Here is a 20,462-nt window from a genome sequence, read left to right as displayed (position 1 = left end):
CTCAGCTCCCGCGATAGGTGGAATAGCTATAGGGCGAAATCAGCAGCGGCACATGATAATGCGCCGTCGTATCGGCAATGCCAAAACGGATCGGCACGAGGTCGAGAAAAGCGGGTTCGGTCAACTTGACACCGCTCGCACGCAAATAGTCGCCCGCGCGGAACAGTAGCTCATAGGTACCGGCGACAAAACTGTCGCCGATGAGAATGGGACCGCCATCCACGCGCCCGTCGGAATTGGTGACGACCGTCTTCAGATGGGTGCGGGTTTCACCGTCGATCCTGAAAAGGTCGATAGTGAGGCCTTCGGCCGGCTTGCCGAGAGCGGTGTCGAGCACATGGGTGGTCAGTCCGGTCATAGCGCTGGCGCTCCGATGGTGAAGGGAATATCGAAGAAATATTCCTCGAGATTGTTTCCCGGCCCGTCGCGATCGACGACGAGGAAATCGCTCCGCTCGCCAAGCGCCATCAGCGGATAGTGCCAGGCATTGACGCGGTAATTCACGCCCTGATCGCCGCGCGCCAGGAAAACCTGCGGCTTGCCGGGCTTGCCGTCATCATCCTGCGAGACGACGACGAGAAACGGCCTGCCATTCAGCGGGATAAAACACTGGCTGCCGAACGGATGGCGCTCCATCATCTCGATCGCAAAGGGAAAGGCCCGCGGCTGGCCGCGGAAGATGTTCAGGATAACCCGCGCGCCCTCGCCGATGGCTTCGGCGCTAGAGAGCGCATGGAAGCGTTCGGTCGTCCCGCCATTGATGAAGCGCATCGTTGCCGGATCGGCCTCGATCACATCGCCGAATGGTGCGAATGCGGCCTTTGTCAAAGGTTTGATGTCTAGATGCTGCGTCATTGAATGATTATTCGCCTTCCGCTCGCCAACGGCGAATGGAGTCCAGTTGCAGGAGCAACCCAGGAAGAGATGTGTGGGCGAGATCCCAAAGGGCGGTCGACTCGATGTCGAAATACCCTTGCGCAATCCGATTCCTGAAGTCGCGCATCACATGCCAAGGCAAGTCGGGATGGTCAACGACAAACTCCGGATATTCTTGCTCAATGCGGGCCGCTGCTTCGCCAATCAGCATAAGATTCATGCCGACGGCCCGCTGTTTTTCAACCGAATTGGAGAAGGCAGCCTTGTCCGCTGCTTGCAGAAACTGACGGATTTCGGATCCGGCCTGCTGTATGTGGTCGAGATAGGCAATCAGCCGGTTCAGGCTCATGTCACGCGGCGCCTCCCAGGCCAATTATCAAATGGTAGCCGCAAGCCTGAACGATAAGACGAAGCGCCGGCCGCAAATCAGCTCTCCGGAAGCATGGATTGCAAGCGCAGTAGCGCGATCTTCTCCACCTGCGCGGTTGCCGTCGCAAACTCCGCATCGCGATCATTGCCGATGCGCGTCTCGAAGGCGGCGAGAATATCGTCCTTGCCGAGACCTTTCACCGCAATGATGAAAGGAAAGCCGAACTTCGTCACATAGGCGCCGTTGAGTTCGGTGAAACGGGCATGCTCGGCCGGGCTCAGCCGATCGAGCCCAGCCCCCGCCTGTTCCTCGCGGCTGTCTTCGGTAAGCTCGCCGGCGATGGCCAGCCGACCGGCCAGATCCGGGTGCGCCCGCAGGACACCGAGCCGCTCATCAGCGCTCGCCGCGCGAAAAACTTCGACCAGAGCTCCATGCACGCCACCAGAGGTCAGCGGCTCGATAACGGCGCCTTTGTGAAAAGCGCGCTCAGCGATGAAGGGAGAATGTTCGAAGACGCCGCCGAAGCGGCTCACGAATTCATCGCGCGACACCATCTTAGCGCTCGCCCGTCGGAAGATGATGCTGGTGCCAATGCTTGGCAATCTCGACACGCTGGGGAATCCAGACCTTGTCGTGCTTCAGCACATACTCCATGAAGCGCCGCAGGGCTGCAGCGCGGCCGGGACGGCCAACGAGGCGGCAATGCAGGCCGATCGACATCATCTTCGGGCTGCCTTCCTTGCCTTCCTCGTAAAGCGTGTCAAAGGCGTCCTTGAGATAGGTGAAGAATTGGTCGCCGGAATTAAACCCCTGCGGCGTCGCAAAGCGCATGTCGTTGGTTTCGAGCGTATATGGGATGATCAGGAACGGCTTGCCGCTCAGACCATCGACCCAGAAGGGCAGATCGTCCGCGTAGGAATCGGAGGAATAGAGGAAGCCGCCCTCCTCCATGACCAGCCGCAGCGTATTGTCGGACGGCTTACCCTGATACATGCCGTAAGGGCGCTCGCCTGTGATCTCGGTGTGCAGACGCACCGCCTCCTGGATGTGTTTGCGCTCCAGATCCTCGGAGAAATCCTTGTATTCCAGCCAACGATAGCCGTGACTGGCGATTTCCCATCCGGCTTCCTTCATCGCGGCAACCGCTTCCGGGTTACGCGCCATGGCAAGCGTCACGCCATAGACCGTCGCCTGCACCTTGAGTTCGGTGAACAAGCGCCACAAGCGCCAGAAACCGGCGCGTGAACCATACTCGTAGATGGATTCCATGTTGAGGTTACGCTGGTTCGGCCAGGATGCGGCGCCAACGATCTCGGACAGCAGGTTCTCCGAGCCCGCATCGCCATCAAGAATGCAGCTTTCGCCGCCCTCTTCATAGTTGATCACGAACTGCACCGCGACGCGGGCGTCGCCCGGCCATTTCGGATCGGGTGTGTTGCGGCCGTAGCCGATGAGATTGCGCGCGTAATTTTCCGACATTGAGCCACCTTTTCTAGTGAGGGAACGGTAGCACCCATCCCACGAAAGTCGAGATGGAATGTGGGAAAATCACTTTCTCTTCAATGGCAAGCCACTAGAGCGCCTTGAACCTACACATCAGGCTTTCCGAAAATCGATTCCGATTTTCGGGCCGATGCTATAGGATAAGGTTGCCGCCTGCCTAGGCAATCTTGCGCGCGCTCACCTTGCCCATCGGATGGAGAGAATGGACCCGGAAAGGGCCGCCGGACCCTTCTTCCACCATCAGCGCAATATTGGAGATCGGAATGGGTGCCACAAGCGAAGGCTCGAAAAAATCGCGCAGCGCCTGTTCCATCCGCTGTATGTCGCCGGGGCTGACGGTGCCGGTCAGCATCATCTGGAAGCGGAACTCGTCCATCACATGCGGATGGCCCCAGCGATGGAGATTGGCGAACTGCGTGGCAGACAGACCATCGGGATCGATGCGTTCGATTTCCGCCTCCGTGAGCGGCGCGCGATAGAGATCGAAAGCCTGCACCAGAGACGCCGCAAGAAAGTGCATTTGCTGGCTTGGCGCAGACGGGACGAGACCCAGCGCGCCGCCAAGCCGCGCAACTTCCAGCCGCGGAATCTCGAACGGTGCCGCCGAGCCGGAAAAACGCATGAGATCACGCAGCAAAGCCGCTTCGGACATCTCCTCGGCCAATCTGAAGGGTGCCTTCAGCAGACCCATGAAACCGTAGCGACGGGGGACGGCGGTATAAAAGGCTATTTCGTGGATCCCGAGCCCGCGGATAGCCGGCGGATCGACCATCTCGCCGGAATAGACGTTGCGACCCAACCAATTTGCGGCCACGAGCGTCAGCGGATCGCTCGCAGACGGCGTGAAGCAAATGGCATAGCGCATAAGATCTCCTCCAGATCACAGTCGACCGGCTGACCAAGCCGGGTCCCGACGGCCAAGGAGATAGGTGATTTGCGTGACAGATTGACGACCCGAAGGGGCGTATATTCACGTTTTATGTGATACGACTGCAATATGACTTGCGAGGGTGAAACTCTGTGGCAAGTTGAAGCGACAGGCCACATCCGCGGCCTCGCAGACGGCTGTTTCGGCCAGCCGATGCGCCAATCCGAAGCTCACCTTGAAGCCGCCCGTCAGAGCGATCAGCGACGGATGATCGGGGTGCGCGCCCACCATCGGATCCCGGCCTATGGCCTTTGGTCGCAGGCCGGCCCAGCGCTCGATCACCTCCGCTCCAGCCAAAACCGGCGCCATCGCACGGGCTGCGACCAGCAGATCGTCGAGCTGACTGTCGGTGGACAGCGGATCCTCGAAGCGGTTCTCGCTGGTGCTGCCGACAGCAACAAGGCCACCCTCATGCGGAACGATGTAGAGACCGTCGCGAAAGATGACCGGAAGCGTATCGTCGACATTCGCCTTCAGCAGCGCGGCCTGCCCCTTGACCGGTTGTCCTAGCGCCGACTTTCGATCACGTGTCAGTTCGTCCAGCATTGGAAAGGATCTGTAACCGGCAGACAGAATGCAGCGGCCGAAACGGATATCGCCGCCACTTGCAGTCGCGATACCCCTGTCAGGATCGATACGATCGATATTCAGGCCTTCGACAAGTCGCACATGCCTGGCTGAGGCAAGAAACCTCTGCAGTACGGCCAGCAAGGCGCGCGGGGCGACGCGCGCCGCCAGCGTATCGAGAACGAAGCCGCTCTCGCCAGCGGCGGGATCGATCCAGTCTGAAGCTGGCGCGGCATCAAGCACTTGCCAGTGAAACTCGTGGCCGCCCTGATGCCAGTGGGTTGCGGCATCCCGCTGATGACCGAGCGCGATCTGTCGCAGATGCGGCTTCGGCAGCGGGATCAAACGGCCTGCGCGCCTGTAGGCTGCGGAAAGACCCGTCGCCGCTTCCAGCGCCGCAATCTCTTCCTCCAGGGACACCAGTGCATCGAACTGAAACTGCTTCTTCTCCGACCACCTGTCCGGCATATGCGGCATCAGCGCCCCGAGGAGCCCGCCGCTGGAACCCTGCCCGAACGCGCCGGAATCGGCCAGCAGCGCTTGAATACCGAGACGTTCGGCATGAACCGCCGCCCACAAGCCCATGATGCCGCCACCGACGATCAGCAGATCGACGGACGATTGACCGGCAGGTCGCGGAGGATTATCGGCTCTTTCCATGACAGATCCAGTTTCAAATCGGACTGACGCGTCCGAAACCAATGCGGCAAGCCCGGAGCTCGAATGGCGCGACGGCGATATGCCCTATTCGCCGGCCTTTGGCGACCATTTTTATTGCCAGACCGATGGAAGGTTGGAATGCGGCCATGTCTTTCTCGCCGGCAATGGACTGCCCGCACGTTGGGAGCAGCAGCCGCATTTCCTCATCGGTGAGCTTGGCTTCGGCACCGGCCTGAATTTCTGCGAGACATGGCGCCAGTGGCAGCAGCAGGCAACCCCAGGCTCGGAACTGCACTTCATATCCTTCGAGCTTTACCCTATGCGCGCCAAAGAGATCGATCGCGCCCTGTCGCACTGGCCCGAAATCGACAGCCAGCGTCAGGCCCTGGTCGCCGCCTGGCCCGCCGATCCACAGGGCGTTGTATCCTTGACGCTTGACGCACACACGCGCCTGACCGTCGCCTGCGGCCCCGCGCTGGAAGGCGTAACCAACGCTCAGCCGGGCTTCGACGCGTGGTATCTTGACGGTTTCGCACCGTCGCGCAATGCGGACATGTGGTCGCTGGAGCTGATGCAGGCACTCTGCGACAAGACGGTCGCGAACGGCACCTTCGCCACCTATGCCGCCGCCGGTTTTGTGCGCCGCAATCTGCAGGCCTCAGGGTTCACCGTCGAGCGACGGCAAGGCTTTGCCGGCAAGCGGGAAATGCTCTGCGGCGTCAAATCGGCCTAGCTGTTGGAACGGTCTGCCTGCACGGCCGCATCTTCGAGCCAGCGCTGGATCTTCCCTTCGAGAAGCTCGGGGCTGATGGGCTTTGACAGGCAGTCATCCATGCCCGCCTCCATGCACATGACCCGATCCACCTCAAGCGCCTGCGCCGTCACGCCGATGATGGGCACATGCCAGCCCTGCCCCATCTGCGCCTCGAATTGGCGGATCATCCGCGTTGCCTGATGACCATTCATGACCGGCATGGAAACATCCATCAGGATCAGCGACGGTCGTAGCTGACGCCAGGCATCGACGGCTTCCTGACCGTTCTCCACGACAAGAAAGCGCAGATTCGTGGCCTGCAGGATCTGCGTGAAGACGATCTGGTTCACCTCATTGTCTTCGGCGACGAGAACGTCGATGGCGTTGGCGGGACGTTTCGAGGATATGGCTTCGGCGGCCTGTATGGCGGCCGCTGCTTCGACCTTTATCGGCATATGCCGGACATCGGCATTCTGCTGGCTGTTCGCTCTTCGCCGCCGCGAGGTCCGCACCACGTCGATGATCGTGTTCCGCAGCACGTTGGCGCGCACCGGCTTCATCAGATGCGCCTGGCCATTGACGGCGGAGAACTCCTTGTCGGACCCCATCGTCCCCATCGATGTTAGAAACATCAGCGGCAGCGCATCGAAACGGGGATCGGCACGGACGGCACGGGCCACCTGATAACCGTCTTGGTCCGGCATGTTGTAGTCGATGACCATGGCGTCGACCGGTACGCCCATGTCGAAAGCCGCGTTCAGAATGGCAAGCGCCGTCACACCATCCTCGGCGACATGGCCGTCAAAACCCCACAGCGCCAACTGTTCGCGCGATATGTGCCGATGGATTTCATTGTCCTCGACGATCAGGATACGCGCGCCCTTAAGATCGGCGGGCAATTCCGGCGCCCTGCCGCGCGCGGCAACAAGCGGCATCGGCAAGTGAACCGTGAAGGCCGATCCCTTGCCCCAATCGCTTTCCACGGAGAGCGAGCCGCCGAAAAGATCGACCAGACCGGCCGTAATCGCGAGTCCCAGGCCTGAACCGTCCAGACGCCGCGCAAAAGACGAATCCGCCAGCGAGAATTTGTCGAAGATGCTGTCGAGTTTTTCTTCCGGGATACCGATGCCCGTATCCTCGACACGCAGCATCAACAAGACATCGTCGCCGATATCGGCCTGGCTATCGAGCTCCACCAGCACGTGGCCGCGCTCGGTGAACTTGATCGCGTTGCCGACAAGATTGGTCACGATCTGACGGAAGCGCCCGGCATCGCCGAGTATCGCCGCCGGCACGCCGGGAGCGGCGCGCACGATCAGCTCGATATTCTTTTCCGATGCCGCAGCCGCCAGCAGCGCCGCAATATCTTCAATCGCCTCAACGGGATCGAATGCCATCTTGCGCAGATGCATTTCGCCGGTGTCGATCCGCGAGAAATCGAGAATGTCGTTAATGATGGTCAAAAGTGCATTGGCGGATTTGACGATGATGTCCACAAAGGTCTTCTGCCGTGGGTCGAGACCGGTCTTTGCAAGCAGCTCCGCCATGCCGAGAACGCCGTTCATCGGTGTGCGGATCTCGTGGCTCATATGGGTCAGGAATTCGGATTTCGCGCGATCGGCTGCATTGCTGCGGGCAAGCAGAAGCTGAAGATCGGCTTCGCGCTCCTTCATTTCCGTGACGTCGGTCAGAACGATGGTCCAGCGGCGGTGCCCGCCGATCGCCGCGTCGAGCTGGATCCAGCGGTCGCCCATGACCTGGAAGACATGATAGATCGGCTCACCGGCAGCGATGCTTTCTCCCCAGGACTGCCGCACCGTTTCCGCCTCGTCTCCGAAATCGCCGCGTGCCGCGCAATGGTTAAACGCCGCCGACCATTTCTTGCCGACCTCCAGAAGCTCTGCCGGCACCTTCAGCATGTGCCTCAGCGTGTCGTTTGCCAGCATGATCGTGCCGTCGTGCACGATCAACAGACCTTGCGACATCGCCTGCATCGCATCGGCCATCAGTTCGCCGAGGCGCTCGAGCGCGAGCCGTGTCTCGGTAATCTCCTGCGACTGCTGCTTTGTGGAGGAAATATCCGTGTAGGACATCAATGTCCGGCCATTGGATATTCGGCGCGCATCGATGATGACGGATTTGCCGTCGGCAAAATTCACTTCTGTCTGCAGATGCGATCCTGCCTTGCGCAACGCAGCCAGACGCGCCTGATAGATATCCTCGACGCTCCGGCTGTTTTCCGGGCCGAAGCGCTCCAGCGCGAAGTGTCTTGCGATCAGATCGCGATAGGGCCGGCCTTCGAAACGCTCGTCCTTGGAGAAATCCCAGATCTCATACCAAGCATCGTTGACATATTCGACAATGTAGTTGCTGTCATGGATCAGCACGCCGATCGGCATCGAGCGAAGGATATTGTCAAGATCGTGGTGCAATGCCTCGGCACGGGCCTGCGCCTCGATAATCTGCATCTCGCGTTGTTTCAGCGCCGAAATATCAGTTACGGAACCGATGGTGTAATGACTGCCATCGGCTGTTGTCGCCCGATTGAGGCGGATTTTTACCGGTCGCCGTACCTGCTGCCGGTCGACGATTTCGCTCTCGAATTCGCGTCCGCGCCCTTCCCTCAGAGCGGCCTCATTCGCGGCATAGAAATCGTCGGCGCCGATGTCGAACATCTCATGTTCGGTCTTGCCAAGCATCTCCTCGCGATCAAGCCCTGTGATGTCGGCGTGTGCACCGTTGGAGTAGACGAGCCGATGATTCGCATCGCGCACAAAGGTCGCGACCGGCAAATCTTCGAGAACGGTGCGGAAAAAGTCCGCGCGGTCGATCTTCTCATGAGAACCCTCAGAGGCAGGAACCGCGCTGTGGATCGCCGGCACGTCCAGAAACACGCCGAAGATGTACACGCGATCTTCCGAAGGGGAAAAGCTCTCAATCTGTATGCGCGACCTCTGCCGCCCCGCGGGGTCGAAGCAAAGCGCCATCTCTTCGGAAGCGAAGACAAGCGCACGACGCTCCTTGTCTTCCCTCTCGGCGCTCTCGCCTTCATTGAGGAGATCGTGGCTGCGGTTGCCGATGAAATCGGAGATGTCGTGCCCAAAAAAACGCGCATAGGCTTCATTAACGGCGACGTATCGTAACTCGCTGTTCTTGATGTAGGCAGGCCTGTCCAGATTGGCTATCCGGCGGCATGCTATGTCAAGCAGTTCACCGTCCAGGGTCAAACAGAGTCTCTCTTCTCACCGCGCATGATGGTTCATCAAACGACGCTCTATCATAGGTCGCTTTAAAAAGATGTTAACCATGTTCGCCCAACTCGGAGGCCAGGGGATGGTCCAGGCATCAAGTGAGGAATGGGGCTTATCGTTACCCTCCCTCCGGCAGGCACAGGGATAGTGATACAACTTCCAGGGGTTTTCACAGCAAAATCAAAAGCTTTGCCTATTTCATCATGAACAAAGTTTAATGCCATAGTCCATTTTTCAGCCGCGACTTCGCCCCGTTTGCCACGCACCTTCAGGCTCGGCTTTCGGCTGGGAGGCCTTTTTTGGGAAAGGGATTTCAATGTCTGTGCTTCGCACCTTAACGACAACCGGCTTGATTGCGCTCATGCTCGGCAGCGCCGGCGCCATAACCACCACCAATGCCGGCGCGTCCGAGCGCGGCGCCTTCTTCGGCGGTCTTGCCGCCGGCGTTGTCGGCGGAGCTCTGGCTGCCGAAGCGGTAAGGCCCGCCTACCCCGCTTATTATCCGGCTTACCGCTCCTACCCTGCTTACTATGACGGCCCGGTCTATGAACGCGTCTATGTACGCCCATATCCGAGCTGCTACTGGGCATGGCGCCATGATGGCTGGGGCCGCCCATATCGTGTCGAAGTCTGCCGCTAAGGCATGACACGACCTTGCATTTGCCCGGCGTCGACGCCCAGGAATGCCGCCGGATCTCGGCGGCATTTTCGTTTGCCTGTTAAAGAGCTTTTGCCCGCCCTCTTGACTTTAGCCGCGAAAAAGACCAAATGCGCCTCAGCTTTCACCTTCCGGCCGCCGCGTGAGCGTGCCCAGCGGGACTAGACGTACGCAAGAGAGGGACAAAAGCGCCTTAGAGAATGAGACCGTACCCAAGACGGTCAGATGCGCTGGAAAGCTATTTCCAACTTACAAGTTCCCACTTCACGCGGGGTTCTTGACGCCAGAGACAGACCGGACCGCATGGTGCGACCCGGCCTTTTTGCTTTGGCGCCCCCGAAAGGTATTGAATTGACCGATTTTCACTCGCTTGGTCTCTCCAAGCAGATCGTCGATACGCTGTCGCAGAACAACTTCGCCACTCCGACGCCGATCCAGGCACAGGCGATTCCGCTCGTTCTGCAGGGCCGCGATCTCGTCGGCCTCGCCCAAACCGGCACTGGCAAAACGGCCGCCTTCGGCCTGCCGATCATCGAAATGCTGTTGAAGGACCCCAAGCGCCCGGACAACCGCACCGTCCGCACGCTGATCCTCGCTCCGACCCGCGAGCTGGTGAACCAGATCGCCGACAACCTCAAGCTCTTCGTGCGCAAGACGCACTTGCGGATCAACCTCGTGGTCGGTGGCGCTTCAATCAACAAGCAGCAGCTTCAGCTTGAGCGCGGCACCGATATTCTCGTCGCCACCCCGGGCCGCCTGCTCGATCTCATCAGCCGCCGCGCTTTGTCGCTCGGCCATGTCACCCATCTCGTCCTCGACGAGGCCGACCAGATGCTCGATCTCGGCTTCATCCACGATCTGCGCAAGATCTCGAAAATGGTCCCGGCCAAGCGCCAGACCATGCTGTTCTCGGCCACCATGCCGAAGGCGATCGCCGATCTCGCCGCCGACTACCTGACCGATCCGGTCAAGGTCGAAGTATCGCCTCCGGGCAAGGCGGCCGACAAGGTGGAGCAGTATGTCCACTTCGTCGCCGGCCAGAACCATAAGACCGAGATCCTCAAGGAAACGATCTCCGCCAATCCGGATGGCCGCGCCATGGTCTTCCTGCGCACCAAGCACGGCGCTGAGAAGCTGATGAAGCATCTCGACCATGTCGGCTTTGCCGCTGCCTCCATCCATGGCAACAAGAGCCAGGGTCAGCGCGAACGCGCGCTCAAAGCCTTCCGTGACGGCGAAATCCGCGTTCTCGTCGCCACCGATGTCGCCGCCCGTGGCATCGACATCCCCGGTGTTTCGCATGTCTACAACTTCGATCTGCCGGAAGTGCCGGACGCCTATGTCCACCGCATCGGCCGTACCGCCCGCGCCGGCCGCGACGGCATAGCCATCGCCTTCTGCGCTCCGGATGAAATCCGCCTGCTGCGTGATATCGAACGCCTGATGGGTATCGAGATCGCCGTTGCCAGCGGTGAAGCTCCGGCCGATCGCGGCCGTCCTGTTCGCGGCAAGGGTCGCAGTGGCCAGGGTCAAGGTCAGAACCGTGGCGCAGGCCAGGGTCGTGCCGAAGGCCGTCCGGCGCGCCCGGCCCGTCGTCCCTTCTTCGACAAGGAAAACGGCGAAGCCCGCGGCCAGGCCGGCGAGCGTCAGGAGCGCCGGCCCCGCGAAGATCGTCCGCAGCGTGAAAACAACCGCAACGCCGACTTCCGTGGTCAGCGCCGCAACGAGCCGACGCCGCGTTCGGAGCCCGACAACGATCTCGTTTCGACCTCCGATTTCCGCCCGGCCCGCAAGCCGCATCACGGCAATCCTTCGAACGGCAACAGCGCCGCACATGAAAATGGCGGTCATCGCGGACAACGCCATTCTCACGGCCGCCCGCAAGGCCGTCACAATGAAGAGCGCAATCAGAACGGCCAGGGCGAACAGCGCAACGGCGGCAATGGCCGCATGAAGCGCCGCGGCCCCGGCAATGGCGGCCAGCGCCGCGAGCGCGCCTGATACGTCATCAAACTGATACGCGATAAAAGGGGGCCGATTGGCCCCCTTTCTTTATTCCGTCATTCAAGCCTATTCCGGCACGACATCCGCCGTGCGCCGATTGGTCAGATAGACGCCGATCACCACGACGACGGTACCGATGATGATCGGCAGCGTCAGCGGCTCGCCGAACGCAATTGCCGCTTCGATGGCGACGGCCGGCGGCATCAGGTAGATCAGCGATGCCGCGCGCGAGACCTGCCCGCGGCGGATCAGATAGAGCAGCAGGCCGACAGCCCCCATCGACAGTCCGAACACAGACCAGAGGAGCGAGAGGATCGCCGTCTGCGTGCCGTCGAAGCGCAGGCCTTCGAATATGAAGGCCAGAGGCACGGTGACGATTAGTGCGCCGACATATTGCAGGGTTGCGATAGTGCGAAGATCACCGGTTTGAAGATGGCGCTTCTGGTAGAGCGTTCCATAGGTCACCGATACCATCGCCAGAAGATTGACGACGAGCGGGACGGCTGACTGCCAGAGATCGGCCGTGCCCGACGCCAGCAGCTTCGGCGAAATAGCAATCGCGATGCCGACAAAGCCGAGCAGCAATCCAAGACGCTGGATCGGCTGGATGCGTTCGCCGACGAGGAACGGCGCCGCCATGGCCGTCATCAGGGGCTGCAAGGCCGCGATGATGCCGGAAATGCCGGCCGGCACGCCCTCGGCGATCGCCCACCAGAGGCCCGCCAGATAAATGCCATGCAGGAAGACACCGGAGTAAATGGCCCGGTAGACGCTCGACCAGTCTCGCGGCCAGCGTGCGCCCGTGACGGAACAGACGAGCACGAAAGCAAGCGCCGACAGGCTGTAGCGGATCATCAGAAAGGTGAACGGTCCCGAATGCAGCGATGCATACTTGGCAACGATCCAGCCAGTGGACCAGAGAAGGACGAAGATCGCCGGTGCAAGTCTATCGAGGGACATGAAAATCGAACCGAAATATGTTGGCGCGTCGATACCGGAAGCAGGATCTTGCTCCCATTGCCGCGCGGAGGGGCAAACGGCTGATAGCCGATGGCGGCGGAACCGTCAAAATCCATCTGCTGACAACATCCATCAATTTTTCTTCACAGCCGGAGAAGCATCGTCGCGCCTGAGATCCGCAGGCTGCAAAACAAGCAGATGCTTAAATTTTGATCCGAGCAATGCAGCAGTATCCAGTCAGCAATGACCTATCTATTCTTAACTGCCTGCAAATCCGGCACTTTTCGACATTGCTAAATTCTCACCGGCAACTGCGCATACTTCTTGCATTGTAAAAACCATTGTATTCAAATGGGTAAAAACACGGGGACCGCGCCTTTGGCATTTAACGAAATGATGATTGCGGATGAAGATCCGCGCGCACCTTATGAGAAATACTTCGAGTGGTACTCCGGTCAGGATAGAGGCCACCTGATTGCCAAGTCCCGAGATGCGGAAACCATCTTCCGAAAAACGGGAATTACCTTCGCGGTCTACGGACACGCAGACTCCTCCGAAAAGCTCATCCCCTTCGACATCATCCCCCGCATCATTTCAGGCCGCGAATGGCGCAAGCTCGCCCAGGGCATCGAACAGCGGGTCATTGCTCTCAACGCCTTCCTCCACGACATCTACCACAAGCAGGAAATCATTCGCGCCGGCCGTATTCCACGCGAGCTGATCGAGAAGAACGACGCGTTCCTGCCGGAGATGATCGGCTTCCGCCCACCGGGCGGCGTCTACACCCACATTGTCGGCACCGATATTGTCCGCACCGGCGAAGACCAGTTCTATGTGCTCGAGGATAACGCCCGCACGCCTTCCGGCGTCAGCTACATGCTGGAAAACCGGGAAACGATGATGCAGATGTTCCCCGAGCTGTTTCACCAGAACAAGGTGCAGCGCGTCGAGGACTATCCGCTCCTGCTGCGCCAGAGCCTGGCATCGCTCGCGCCTCCCGGCTGTACGGGCAAACCGCGCGTCGCGGTGCTGACACCCGGAATCTACAACTCCGCTTATTACGAGCATTCGTTCCTCGCCGACATGATGGGCGTGGAGCTGGTCGAAGGTTCGGATCTGCGCGTCATCGACGGCAAGGTGAAGATGCGTACGACGCGCGGCTATGAGGCCATCGACGTGCTCTATCGCCGCGTCGACGACGACTTCCTCGATCCCCTAACCTTCCGCCCGGATTCCGCGCTTGGCATTCCCGGCATCATGGATGTCTATCGCGCCGGCAATATCACCATCGCCAATGCGCCCGGCACCGGCATTTCCGACGACAAGGCGATCTATTCCTACATGCCTGAAATCGTCGAGTTCTACACAGGCCGCAAACCGATCCTCGAAAATGTGCCGACATGGCGCTGTTCAGAGCCGGATAGCCTGCAGTATGTGCTCGACAACCTTGCCGATCTCGTCGTCAAGGAAGTTCACGGCTCCGGCGGCTACGGCATGCTCGTCGGACCGACGGCCTCGAAGAAGGAGCGGACGGCCTTTGCCGAGAAGCTGAAGAGCAAGCCGAACAACTACATCGCGCAGCCAACCCTTTCGCTGTCGACCGTGCCGATCCTGGTCAACAAGGGCATTGCGCCCAGGCATGTCGATCTGCGGCCCTATGTCCTCGTCTCCGACAAGGTGCGGATCATTCCCGGCGGGCTCACCCGCGTGGCGTTGAAGGAGGGCTCGCTGGTGGTCAACTCCAGCCAGGGCGGCGGCACCAAAGACACCTGGGTTCTGGAGGACTGATCGGACATGCTGGGAAGAACCGCGAATGGCCTCTACTGGATGTTCCGATACATCGAGCGCGCCGAAAACATAGCCCGCCTCGTCGATGCCGGTCAGCGCATGTCGCTGACGCGCAGCGATGCCGCCGATGACGACTGGGACGGCGTTCTGCAGAGCGCCGGCGTACGCGAAGCCTACGGCCAGGTGCACGACAAGATGACGGGCGCCGACGCCATCGACTACCTGATGCGTGACCGGTCCAACCCGTCGAGCGTCATGTCCTGTATAGAATATGGCCGCAACAATGCCCGTATGGTGCGCACGGCGCTGACCCGCGACACCTGGGAAGCGACCAACGAATGTTGGATCGAACTGAAGACCCTCCTCGGCAAAAAGCTGAAAACAGCCGAGCTGCCGGAGACGATCGATGTGATCAAGCAGCGCGCCGGCTTAATCCGCGGCGCCTTCCATGGCTCGATGCTGCGCAACGAGCTTTATAATTTCGCCCGCATCGGCACCTTCATCGAGCGTGCCGACAATACCGCCCGCATTCTCGACGTGAAGTATTATGTGCTTCTGCCTTCCGTCTCGCATGTCGGCTCCTCGCTCGACAATGCGCAATGGGAGTCGATCCTGCGATCGGTGTCGGCGCATCGGGCTTACAAATGGGCCTACGACCCCGAATACAAGCCGGCCAACATCGCGGACTTCCTGATCCTCAACGGCCAGATGCCGCGCTCTCTTGCCTACTGCTACGACAAGATCGTCAGCAACATGGGCTATCTGGGCGCCGAATACGAAAAGCGGTTGCAGGCGCATGACACAGCGGAAGCCATTCGCCAGTCGCTGCAAAAACTGACGATCAAGCGCATCATGGACCAAGGTCTGCATGAGTTCCTGGAGGATTTCGTCGCTCGCAACAACAAGCTTGGCGCGGAGATTTCCGATGGCTATCGGTTCTATGAGTAGGCGGGCGACATTATGAAACTGACCATCAGCCATATTACGGAATATCGCTACGACGAGCCGGCACAATTCTCGCTACAGCGGCTGCGCCTGACACCCTTGAGCGGCGCCGGCCAAACTGTCATCGACTGGAAGCTGACAGTCGAGGGCGCCAGTCCGGAAGTCGAATATGACGACCAGTTCGGCAATCGCATCACGCTCGTCTCACTCGACGGCCAGCAGGAGGCGACGAGAATCGTGGCTGCTGGGGAAGTCGAAACCCAGGATCTCAATGGCGTCGTGGGGCAGCATCTCGGCTTCACCCCGCTTTGGCTGCATTTGCGCGAGACACCGCGTACCAAGGCCGGCAAGCTCACGAAAGAGCTGTTGCGCGGTGTTTCCGGCGACAACGAGCTTGGCAGGATGCACGCGCTGATGAGCACCATCCATCAATCCGTGGAATACAAGCCGGGTACCAGCGATACCGAAACAACCGCCGAGCAGGCGCTCGAAAAGAAGAGCGGCGTCTGCCAGGATCATGCCCATATCTTCATCGCAGCCGCCCGTGCCTTGCAGATTCCGGCCCGCTACGTCTCGGGCTATCTGATGATGGAAGGCAAGAACGAGCAGGCTGCCACACATGCCTGGGCTGAGGCACATATTCCCGGCCTTGGCTGGGTCGGCTTCGATCCGGCCAATGACGTCTGTCCCGACGCCCGCTACGTCCGCTTGGCGACAGGTCTGTGCTATCGCGACGCCGCGCCCGTTTCCGGCATGCGGGTCGGCACACCAGGCGAAACCCTGACCGTCAAGGTGTCTGTGGCAAGTCAGGGGCAGAGCCAAAGCCAGAGTCAGAGCTGACGGAGGCAAGCGCGGCCTGCCACATTCGTTAGAACACCTTCGCGCTCCTCCGGATTGGCCGCAACACCTCGAGGATCGAGAGTTGCTGCGGCCAACCGTTCTGGCTGAAGCGGGCATCAACTGCCCGCTTCAGGATCAGTCAGATTTCACAGCGTCCTGCCAATGATGATGGAGAGCTTCAATATCGCCGCCGGTCAGGATCGGCATGGCCGCCTTCAGCTGATCGTCCGACCAATCCCACCACTTCATCTCAAGAAGCAGTCGCACGCGATCATCGTCAAACCGTTTGCGGATCGTGCGGGCGGGATTGCCGCCAACGACGGCGTAGGGTTCGACATCGCGTGTCACCAGAGCGCGCGTGCCGATGACCGCTCCGTCGCCGATTTTGACGCCCGGCATCACCATCGCCTCGGAACCGATCCAGACGTCATTGCCGATCACGGTGTCCCCTGCCGGCAGGTAACCGTTCTCCGCCTCTGCAAAAGCGGAAACTTCCGACATCCAATAGAAGGGAAATGTGCTGATCCAATCGTGGCGGTGACCCTGGTTCCCGCACATGATGAAGGCGGCACCTGACCCGATCGAGCAGAAGCTGCCGACGATCAGCCTGTCGACACCCTTCGCCGGAGGAAGGAATCGTGCGCAGTCGTCAAAACTGTGGCCGTGATAATAGCCCGAATAGTAGCTGTAACGGCCGACGAGGATGTTGGGATGGGTGACCTGCTCGACGAGGGTCTTGCCCTTGAAAGGGCTCTCGAAAAAATTGTCCATTGTAGAACTCACTGCATGAGAAAATGCGCTTGCGGAACGGCAAGCGGCAACTCCGCGAGCGATTTGACCATCGCTCGCGCTCACGCTCTCCACGCATTTAGCGCGAGAGCACGATGCAGATGATACTTCGACAAAGCTTCATGCCGCCCTCATATCCCGGGAAGGCCAGCAAGACAAGAACACCCACTTTCAACACATGCCGAGGTTGCTACTTTAACCTTGCATCCAGTGCACGCCATAAAGAATGGGCGGGATTTTCATCCCGCCCCTGGCTGTACTTCAAAACACCGATCTTAGTGGCTGTCGCGATTGTTCGGGATTTCCGAGCCGCGCGGACCGACGAGGAAGTCGAGATCGGCGCCGGTATCGGCCTGCATGACAGTGTTCACATAGAGACCGCCGTAGCCGCCGGTCAGCGGCTTGACCGGGGAAACCCAGGCAGCGCGACGCTTTGCCAGTTCCTCGTCCGAAACTTCGAGCTGGATGGTACGGGCGGGCACGTCGACGGCGATGATGTCGCCGTTCTGAACCAGCGCCAGCGGTCCGCCATCGGCAGCTTCCGGAGCCGTATGCAGGATGACGGTGCCGTAGGCCGTGCCGGACATGCGCGCATCGGAAATGCGGATCATGTCGGTGATGCCCTTCTTGAGCACCTTCGGCGGCAGGCCCATATTGCCGACTTCGGCCATGCCCGGATAACCCTTCGGGCCGCAGTACTTCAGCACCATGATGCAGCTCTCGTCGATGTCGAGATCCTCGCGGTTGATGCGGGCGTGATAGTCCTCGATGCTTTCGAAGACGACAGCACGACCCTTGTGCTGCATCAGATGCGGCGAAGCGGCGGACGGCTTCAGGACAGCCCCCTTCGGCGCGAGATTGCCGCGCAGAACGGCGATGCCGCCCGACTGCGTCAGAGCCTTTTCCTTCGGAACGATGACATCGTCATTGTAGTTGACGACATCCTTGACACCGGCCCAGATCGTATCACCAGTGACCGTGATCGCATCCTTGTGCAGCAGGCCCATTTCGCCGACTGCCTTGATGACGACAGGCAGACCGCCGGCATAGTAAAACTCTTCCATCAGATGCTTGCCGGACGGCTGCAGGTTGACGATCGTCGGCACTTCGCGGCCGAGACGATCCCAGTCGTCCAGCGACAAGTCAACACCGACACGGCCGGCAAGCGCCAGTAGATGCAGAACGGCATTGGTCGAGCCGCCGACGGCGCCGTTGACACGGATCGCGTTTTCGAAGGCTTCCTTGGTCAGAATGTCGGAAGGCTTCAAGTCTTCCTTGACCATATCGACGATGCGGCGGCCGGACAGTTGCGAGATGACGCGGCGGCGCGCATCGACGGCGGGAATGGCGGCATTGCCGGGCAGCGTCATGCCGAGCGCTTCGGCCATCGACGCCATGGTCGAGGCCGTGCCCATGGTCATGCAGCTGCCGGCCGAGCGTGCCATGCCCTGCTCCGCATCCATGAATTCATCCAGCGACATTTCGCCGGACTTCACCATTTCCGAGAACTGCCAGATCGCCGTGCCGGAACCGACATCCTTGCCGCGCCACTTGCCGTTCAGCATCGGGCCGCCGGAAACGAGGATGACCGGGATATCGACGGAAGCGGCCCCCATCAGCAGGCTCGGCGTGGTCTTGTCGCAGCCGCCGAGCAGCACGACGCCATCGACCGGATTGCCGCGGATCGCTTCTTCGACGTCCATGGCAGCGAGGTTGCGGAACATCATCGCCGTCGGGCGCAACGTGCTTTCGCCGACGGAGAAGACCGGGAATTCCACAGGGAAACCGCCCGCTTCGTAGACACCGCGCTTCACGCGCTCCGCCAGATCGCGCAGATGCGCGTTGCAGGGCGTCAGCTCCGACCAGGTGTTACAGATGCCGATGATCGGACGACCGTCGAACGTATCGGCCGGCAAGCCCTGGTTCTTCATCCAGGAGCGATGCATGATCGCGTTCTTGCCGGTGCCGCCGAACCAGTCGTAAGAGCGCAGCTTGCGCGGCCATTCAGCTTTCTTTTTCATAGTCTCGGTACCCTTTGTGTCACCCGGGCCGCCTCGTTCGCGCCCGGGGCTTTGAATTCGATGATCAGGCCAGCGTGTAGGCGGTCTTGACGGTGGTGAAGAACTCGGCGGCATATTTGCCCTGCTCGCGCGGACCGAAGGACGAACCCTTGCGGCCGCCGAACGGCACGTGGAAATCAACGCCGGCCGTCGGCAGGTTGACCATCACCATGCCGGCTTCCGCGTTGCGCTTGAAATGCGTCGCATGCTTCAGGCTCGTGGTGGCAATGCCGGAGGACAGGCCGAACGGCGTGTCGTTGGCAACAGCGAGCGCCTCGTCGTAATCCTTGACGCGGATGACGGAGGCCACCGGCCCGAAGATCTCTTCGCGGCTGATGCGCATCTGGTTCGTCGCTTCGGTGAACAGCGTCGGCTGCAGGTAAAAGCCGGGCGTCTCGCGGCTGACGAGTTCACCGCCGAATGCGAGCCTTGCGCCTTCCTGCCGGCCGATCTCGATGTAGTCGGTATCCGTCTTCAGCTGCTTGGCATCGACGACAGGGCCGATATGGGTGCCGGACTTCAGGGCGTTGTCGACGTTGAGTGTCTTCAGCTTCTCCGTCAGCGCCGCCACGAACTTGTCGTGAATGCCTTCGGTAACGATGAGGCGCGACGAGGCGGTGCAGCGCTGACCAGTCGAGAAGAAGGCGGAATTGGCGGCGGCCTCGACGGCAACCGTCAAGTCGGCATCGTCAAGCACGACCATCGGGTTCTTGCCACCCATTTCGAGCTGGTACTTGCGGCCATGCTCGACGGAAGACAACGCCACACGCTTGCCGGTGCCGACAGAGCCCGTGAAGGTGATGCCGGAAAGAACCGGGCTGTCGAGCATGGCCTGGCCGACGACCGAGCCTTTGCCCATGACGAGGTTCATGACACCCTTCGGCAGACCGGCACGGTGGAGGATATCGACGATCGCCCATGAGCAGCCTGGCACGAGATCGGCCGGCTTGAAGACGATTGTGTTGCCGTAGCAGAGCGCCGGCGCGATTTTCCAGGCCGGAATGGCGATCGGAAAGTTCCAAGGAGTGATGATGCCGATGACGCCGAGCGGCTCGCGGGTGATCTCGACACCGATGTTCGGGCGTACGGAAGGCAATATCTCGCCTGCCAGGCGCAGCGCCTCGCCGGAAAAGAACTCGAAAATCTGCGCAGCACGGATCGTCTCGCCGATCGCTTCCGGAAGCGTCTTGCCTTCTTCGCGGGCGAGCAACGCGCCGAGCTCTTCCTTGCGTGCCAGGATCTCCTCGCCCGTCTTCTTCAGGATCGTGTGGCGCTCCAGAATGCCGGACCGCGACCAGGCCGGAAAGGCAGCCTTGGCGGCAGCGATCGCATCGGCGACATCCTGCGTGGTCGCACTCGCATAGAGGCCGACGACCTCATTCGTGTCCGACGGGTTGATGTTCTCGGTACCGGCGGTTCCGGTCCACTCGCCGGCGATCAAGTTTTGATGAATGGTCATGGCGTCATGCCTTCCTGGTTCGCATTGGAGATGCCCGGCCGAGCCTAACA

Annotated in this window: 18 protein-coding genes; 6 read left to right on the top strand and 12 right to left on the bottom strand. The window is 60.4% G+C overall.

Going from position 1 to position 20,462, the window contains the following annotated elements:
- Window position 1 precedes the first annotated feature (1 nt).
- The 7 genes from uraH to GGD46_RS07185 form a co-directional block, all read right to left on the bottom strand.
- Window positions 2-358 (bottom strand): hydroxyisourate hydrolase, encoded by a 357-nt coding sequence (gene uraH, locus GGD46_RS07215; RefSeq protein ID WP_184703041.1) that lies wholly within the window; start codon window positions 356-358, stop codon window positions 2-4.
- Window positions 355-855, bottom strand: a complete 501-nt coding sequence (locus tag GGD46_RS07210) for an ureidoglycolate lyase (protein ID WP_184703040.1) — start codon at window positions 853-855, stop codon at window positions 355-357. Before GGD46_RS07210 ends, uraH begins: the two co-directional genes overlap by 4 nt.
- A 7-nt stretch (window positions 856-862) precedes the next feature.
- Window positions 863-1,225, bottom strand: a complete 363-nt coding sequence (locus tag GGD46_RS07205; protein ID WP_184703039.1) for a DUF86 domain-containing protein — start codon at window positions 1,223-1,225, stop codon at window positions 863-865.
- 77 nt (window positions 1,226-1,302) lie between these two features.
- Window positions 1,303-1,800 (bottom strand): 2-oxo-4-hydroxy-4-carboxy-5-ureidoimidazoline decarboxylase, encoded by a 498-nt coding sequence (uraD, locus tag GGD46_RS07200; RefSeq protein ID WP_184703038.1) that lies wholly within the window; start codon window positions 1,798-1,800, stop codon window positions 1,303-1,305.
- Between the two features lies 1 nt (window position 1,801).
- Window positions 1,802-2,725 (bottom strand): allantoinase PuuE, encoded by a 924-nt coding sequence (puuE, locus tag GGD46_RS07195; protein ID WP_184703037.1) that lies wholly within the window; start codon window positions 2,723-2,725, stop codon window positions 1,802-1,804.
- A 181-nt stretch (window positions 2,726-2,906) separates the two neighbouring features.
- Window positions 2,907-3,614 carry a DUF1045 domain-containing protein gene (locus GGD46_RS07190; RefSeq protein ID WP_184703036.1) on the bottom strand — a complete coding sequence of 236 codons (708 nt, stop codon included), beginning with the start codon at window positions 3,612-3,614 and terminating at the stop codon, window positions 2,907-2,909.
- A gap of 105 nt (window positions 3,615-3,719) precedes the next feature.
- On the bottom strand, window positions 3,720-4,904 hold the full coding sequence (locus tag GGD46_RS07185; RefSeq protein ID WP_184703035.1) for an NAD(P)/FAD-dependent oxidoreductase: 1,185 nt from the start codon (window positions 4,902-4,904) through the stop codon (window positions 3,720-3,722).
- On the opposite strand from GGD46_RS07185, the gene mnmD reads away from it, so the two are divergent.
- On the top strand, window positions 4,903-5,637 hold the full coding sequence (gene mnmD, locus GGD46_RS07180) for a tRNA (5-methylaminomethyl-2-thiouridine)(34)-methyltransferase MnmD (protein WP_184703034.1): 735 nt from the start codon (window positions 4,903-4,905) through the stop codon (window positions 5,635-5,637). The two genes, GGD46_RS07185 and mnmD, sit on opposite strands and share 2 nt — an antisense overlap.
- Here mnmD and GGD46_RS07175 read toward each other — a convergent pair.
- Entirely contained in the window at window positions 5,634-8,885 is a 3,252-nt protein-coding gene (locus GGD46_RS07175; protein WP_184703033.1) for a response regulator, read from the bottom strand. The two genes, mnmD and GGD46_RS07175, sit on opposite strands and share 4 nt — an antisense overlap.
- A 340-nt stretch (window positions 8,886-9,225) precedes the next feature.
- On the opposite strand from GGD46_RS07175, the gene GGD46_RS07170 reads away from it, so the two are divergent.
- Both GGD46_RS07170 and GGD46_RS07165 read left to right on the top strand, forming a co-directional pair.
- Entirely contained in the window at window positions 9,226-9,549 is a 324-nt protein-coding gene (locus tag GGD46_RS07170) for a hypothetical protein (protein WP_184703032.1), read from the top strand.
- 321 nt (window positions 9,550-9,870) lie between these two features.
- The gene (locus GGD46_RS07165; RefSeq protein WP_184703031.1) at window positions 9,871-11,568 is read left to right on the top strand and encodes a DEAD/DEAH box helicase; all 1,698 of its coding nucleotides are present in this window, start codon (window positions 9,871-9,873) and stop codon (window positions 11,566-11,568) included.
- Between the two features lie 69 nt (window positions 11,569-11,637).
- Here GGD46_RS07165 and GGD46_RS07160 read toward each other — a convergent pair whose 3' ends face one another.
- Window positions 11,638-12,531 (bottom strand): DMT family transporter, encoded by an 894-nt coding sequence (locus tag GGD46_RS07160; protein ID WP_184703030.1) that lies wholly within the window; start codon window positions 12,529-12,531, stop codon window positions 11,638-11,640.
- Window positions 12,532-12,909: 378 nt separating this feature from the next.
- Here GGD46_RS07160 and GGD46_RS07155 point away from each other — a divergent pair, with 378 nt between their 5' ends.
- The 3 genes from GGD46_RS07155 to GGD46_RS07145 are packed head-to-tail and all read left to right on the top strand — an operon-like array spanning window position 12,910 to window position 16,104.
- A complete protein-coding gene (locus GGD46_RS07155; protein WP_184703029.1) occupies window positions 12,910-14,319 on the top strand; it encodes a circularly permuted type 2 ATP-grasp protein in 1,410 nt (469 codons plus the stop codon).
- Window positions 14,320-14,325: 6 nt separating this feature from the next.
- Window positions 14,326-15,267: an alpha-E domain-containing protein gene (locus GGD46_RS07150; RefSeq protein ID WP_184703028.1), complete on the top strand. Its 942-nt coding sequence runs from the start codon at window positions 14,326-14,328 to the stop codon at window positions 15,265-15,267.
- A gap of 12 nt (window positions 15,268-15,279) precedes the next feature.
- Entirely contained in the window at window positions 15,280-16,104 is an 825-nt protein-coding gene (locus GGD46_RS07145) for a transglutaminase domain-containing protein (protein ID WP_184703027.1), read from the top strand.
- A 135-nt stretch (window positions 16,105-16,239) separates the two neighbouring features.
- Here GGD46_RS07145 and catB read toward each other — a convergent pair whose 3' ends face one another.
- The 3 genes from catB to GGD46_RS07130 form a co-directional block, all read right to left on the bottom strand.
- Window positions 16,240-16,875: a type B chloramphenicol O-acetyltransferase gene (gene catB / locus GGD46_RS07140; RefSeq protein WP_184703026.1), complete on the bottom strand. Its 636-nt coding sequence runs from the start codon at window positions 16,873-16,875 to the stop codon at window positions 16,240-16,242.
- A gap of 293 nt (window positions 16,876-17,168) precedes the next feature.
- Window positions 17,169-18,914, bottom strand: a complete 1,746-nt coding sequence (araD, locus tag GGD46_RS07135; RefSeq protein ID WP_184703025.1) for an L-arabinonate dehydratase — start codon at window positions 18,912-18,914, stop codon at window positions 17,169-17,171.
- A gap of 64 nt (window positions 18,915-18,978) precedes the next feature.
- On the bottom strand, window positions 18,979-20,412 hold the full coding sequence (locus tag GGD46_RS07130) for an aldehyde dehydrogenase family protein (protein ID WP_184703024.1): 1,434 nt from the start codon (window positions 20,410-20,412) through the stop codon (window positions 18,979-18,981).
- Window positions 20,413-20,462: the final 50 nt, after the last annotated feature.

Source organism: Martinezella lusitana, assembly GCF_014207095.1.
Classification (GTDB): Bacteria; Pseudomonadota; Alphaproteobacteria; order Rhizobiales; family Rhizobiaceae; genus Rhizobium; species Rhizobium lusitanum_B.
Note: the sequence above shows the minus strand (reverse complement) of the source record. Positions and strands in the feature narration are given on the sequence as shown.

Excerpts from the sequence above, each read along its gene's own strand:
- uraH (WP_184703041.1), bottom strand. The coding sequence starts at position 358 with ATGACCGGACTGACCACCCATGTGCTCGACACCGCTCTCGGCAAGCCG.
- GGD46_RS07210 (WP_184703040.1), bottom strand. The coding sequence starts at position 855 with ATGACGCAGCATCTAGACATCAAACCTTTGACAAAGGCCGCATTCGCA.
- GGD46_RS07205 (WP_184703039.1), bottom strand. The coding sequence starts at position 1,225 with ATGAGCCTGAACCGGCTGATTGCCTATCTCGACCACATACAGCAGGCC.
- uraD (WP_184703038.1), bottom strand. The coding sequence starts at position 1,800 with ATGGTGTCGCGCGATGAATTCGTGAGCCGCTTCGGCGGCGTCTTCGAA.
- puuE (WP_184703037.1), bottom strand. The coding sequence starts at position 2,725 with ATGTCGGAAAATTACGCGCGCAATCTCATCGGCTACGGCCGCAACACA.
- GGD46_RS07190 (WP_184703036.1), bottom strand. The coding sequence starts at position 3,614 with ATGCGCTATGCCATTTGCTTCACGCCGTCTGCGAGCGATCCGCTGACG.
- mnmD (WP_184703034.1), top strand. The coding sequence starts at position 4,903 with ATGACAGATCCAGTTTCAAATCGGACTGACGCGTCCGAAACCAATGCG.
- GGD46_RS07185 (WP_184703035.1), bottom strand. The coding sequence starts at position 4,904 with ATGGAAAGAGCCGATAATCCTCCGCGACCTGCCGGTCAATCGTCCGTC.
- GGD46_RS07170 (WP_184703032.1), top strand. The coding sequence starts at position 9,226 with ATGTCTGTGCTTCGCACCTTAACGACAACCGGCTTGATTGCGCTCATG.
- GGD46_RS07165 (WP_184703031.1), top strand. The coding sequence starts at position 9,871 with ATGGTGCGACCCGGCCTTTTTGCTTTGGCGCCCCCGAAAGGTATTGAA.
- GGD46_RS07160 (WP_184703030.1), bottom strand. The coding sequence starts at position 12,531 with ATGTCCCTCGATAGACTTGCACCGGCGATCTTCGTCCTTCTCTGGTCC.
- GGD46_RS07150 (WP_184703028.1), top strand. The coding sequence starts at position 14,326 with ATGCTGGGAAGAACCGCGAATGGCCTCTACTGGATGTTCCGATACATC.
- GGD46_RS07145 (WP_184703027.1), top strand. The coding sequence starts at position 15,280 with ATGAAACTGACCATCAGCCATATTACGGAATATCGCTACGACGAGCCG.
- catB (WP_184703026.1), bottom strand. The coding sequence starts at position 16,875 with ATGGACAATTTTTTCGAGAGCCCTTTCAAGGGCAAGACCCTCGTCGAG.
- araD (WP_184703025.1), bottom strand. The coding sequence starts at position 18,914 with ATGAAAAAGAAAGCTGAATGGCCGCGCAAGCTGCGCTCTTACGACTGG.
- GGD46_RS07130 (WP_184703024.1), bottom strand. The coding sequence starts at position 20,412 with ATGACCATTCATCAAAACTTGATCGCCGGCGAGTGGACCGGAACCGCC.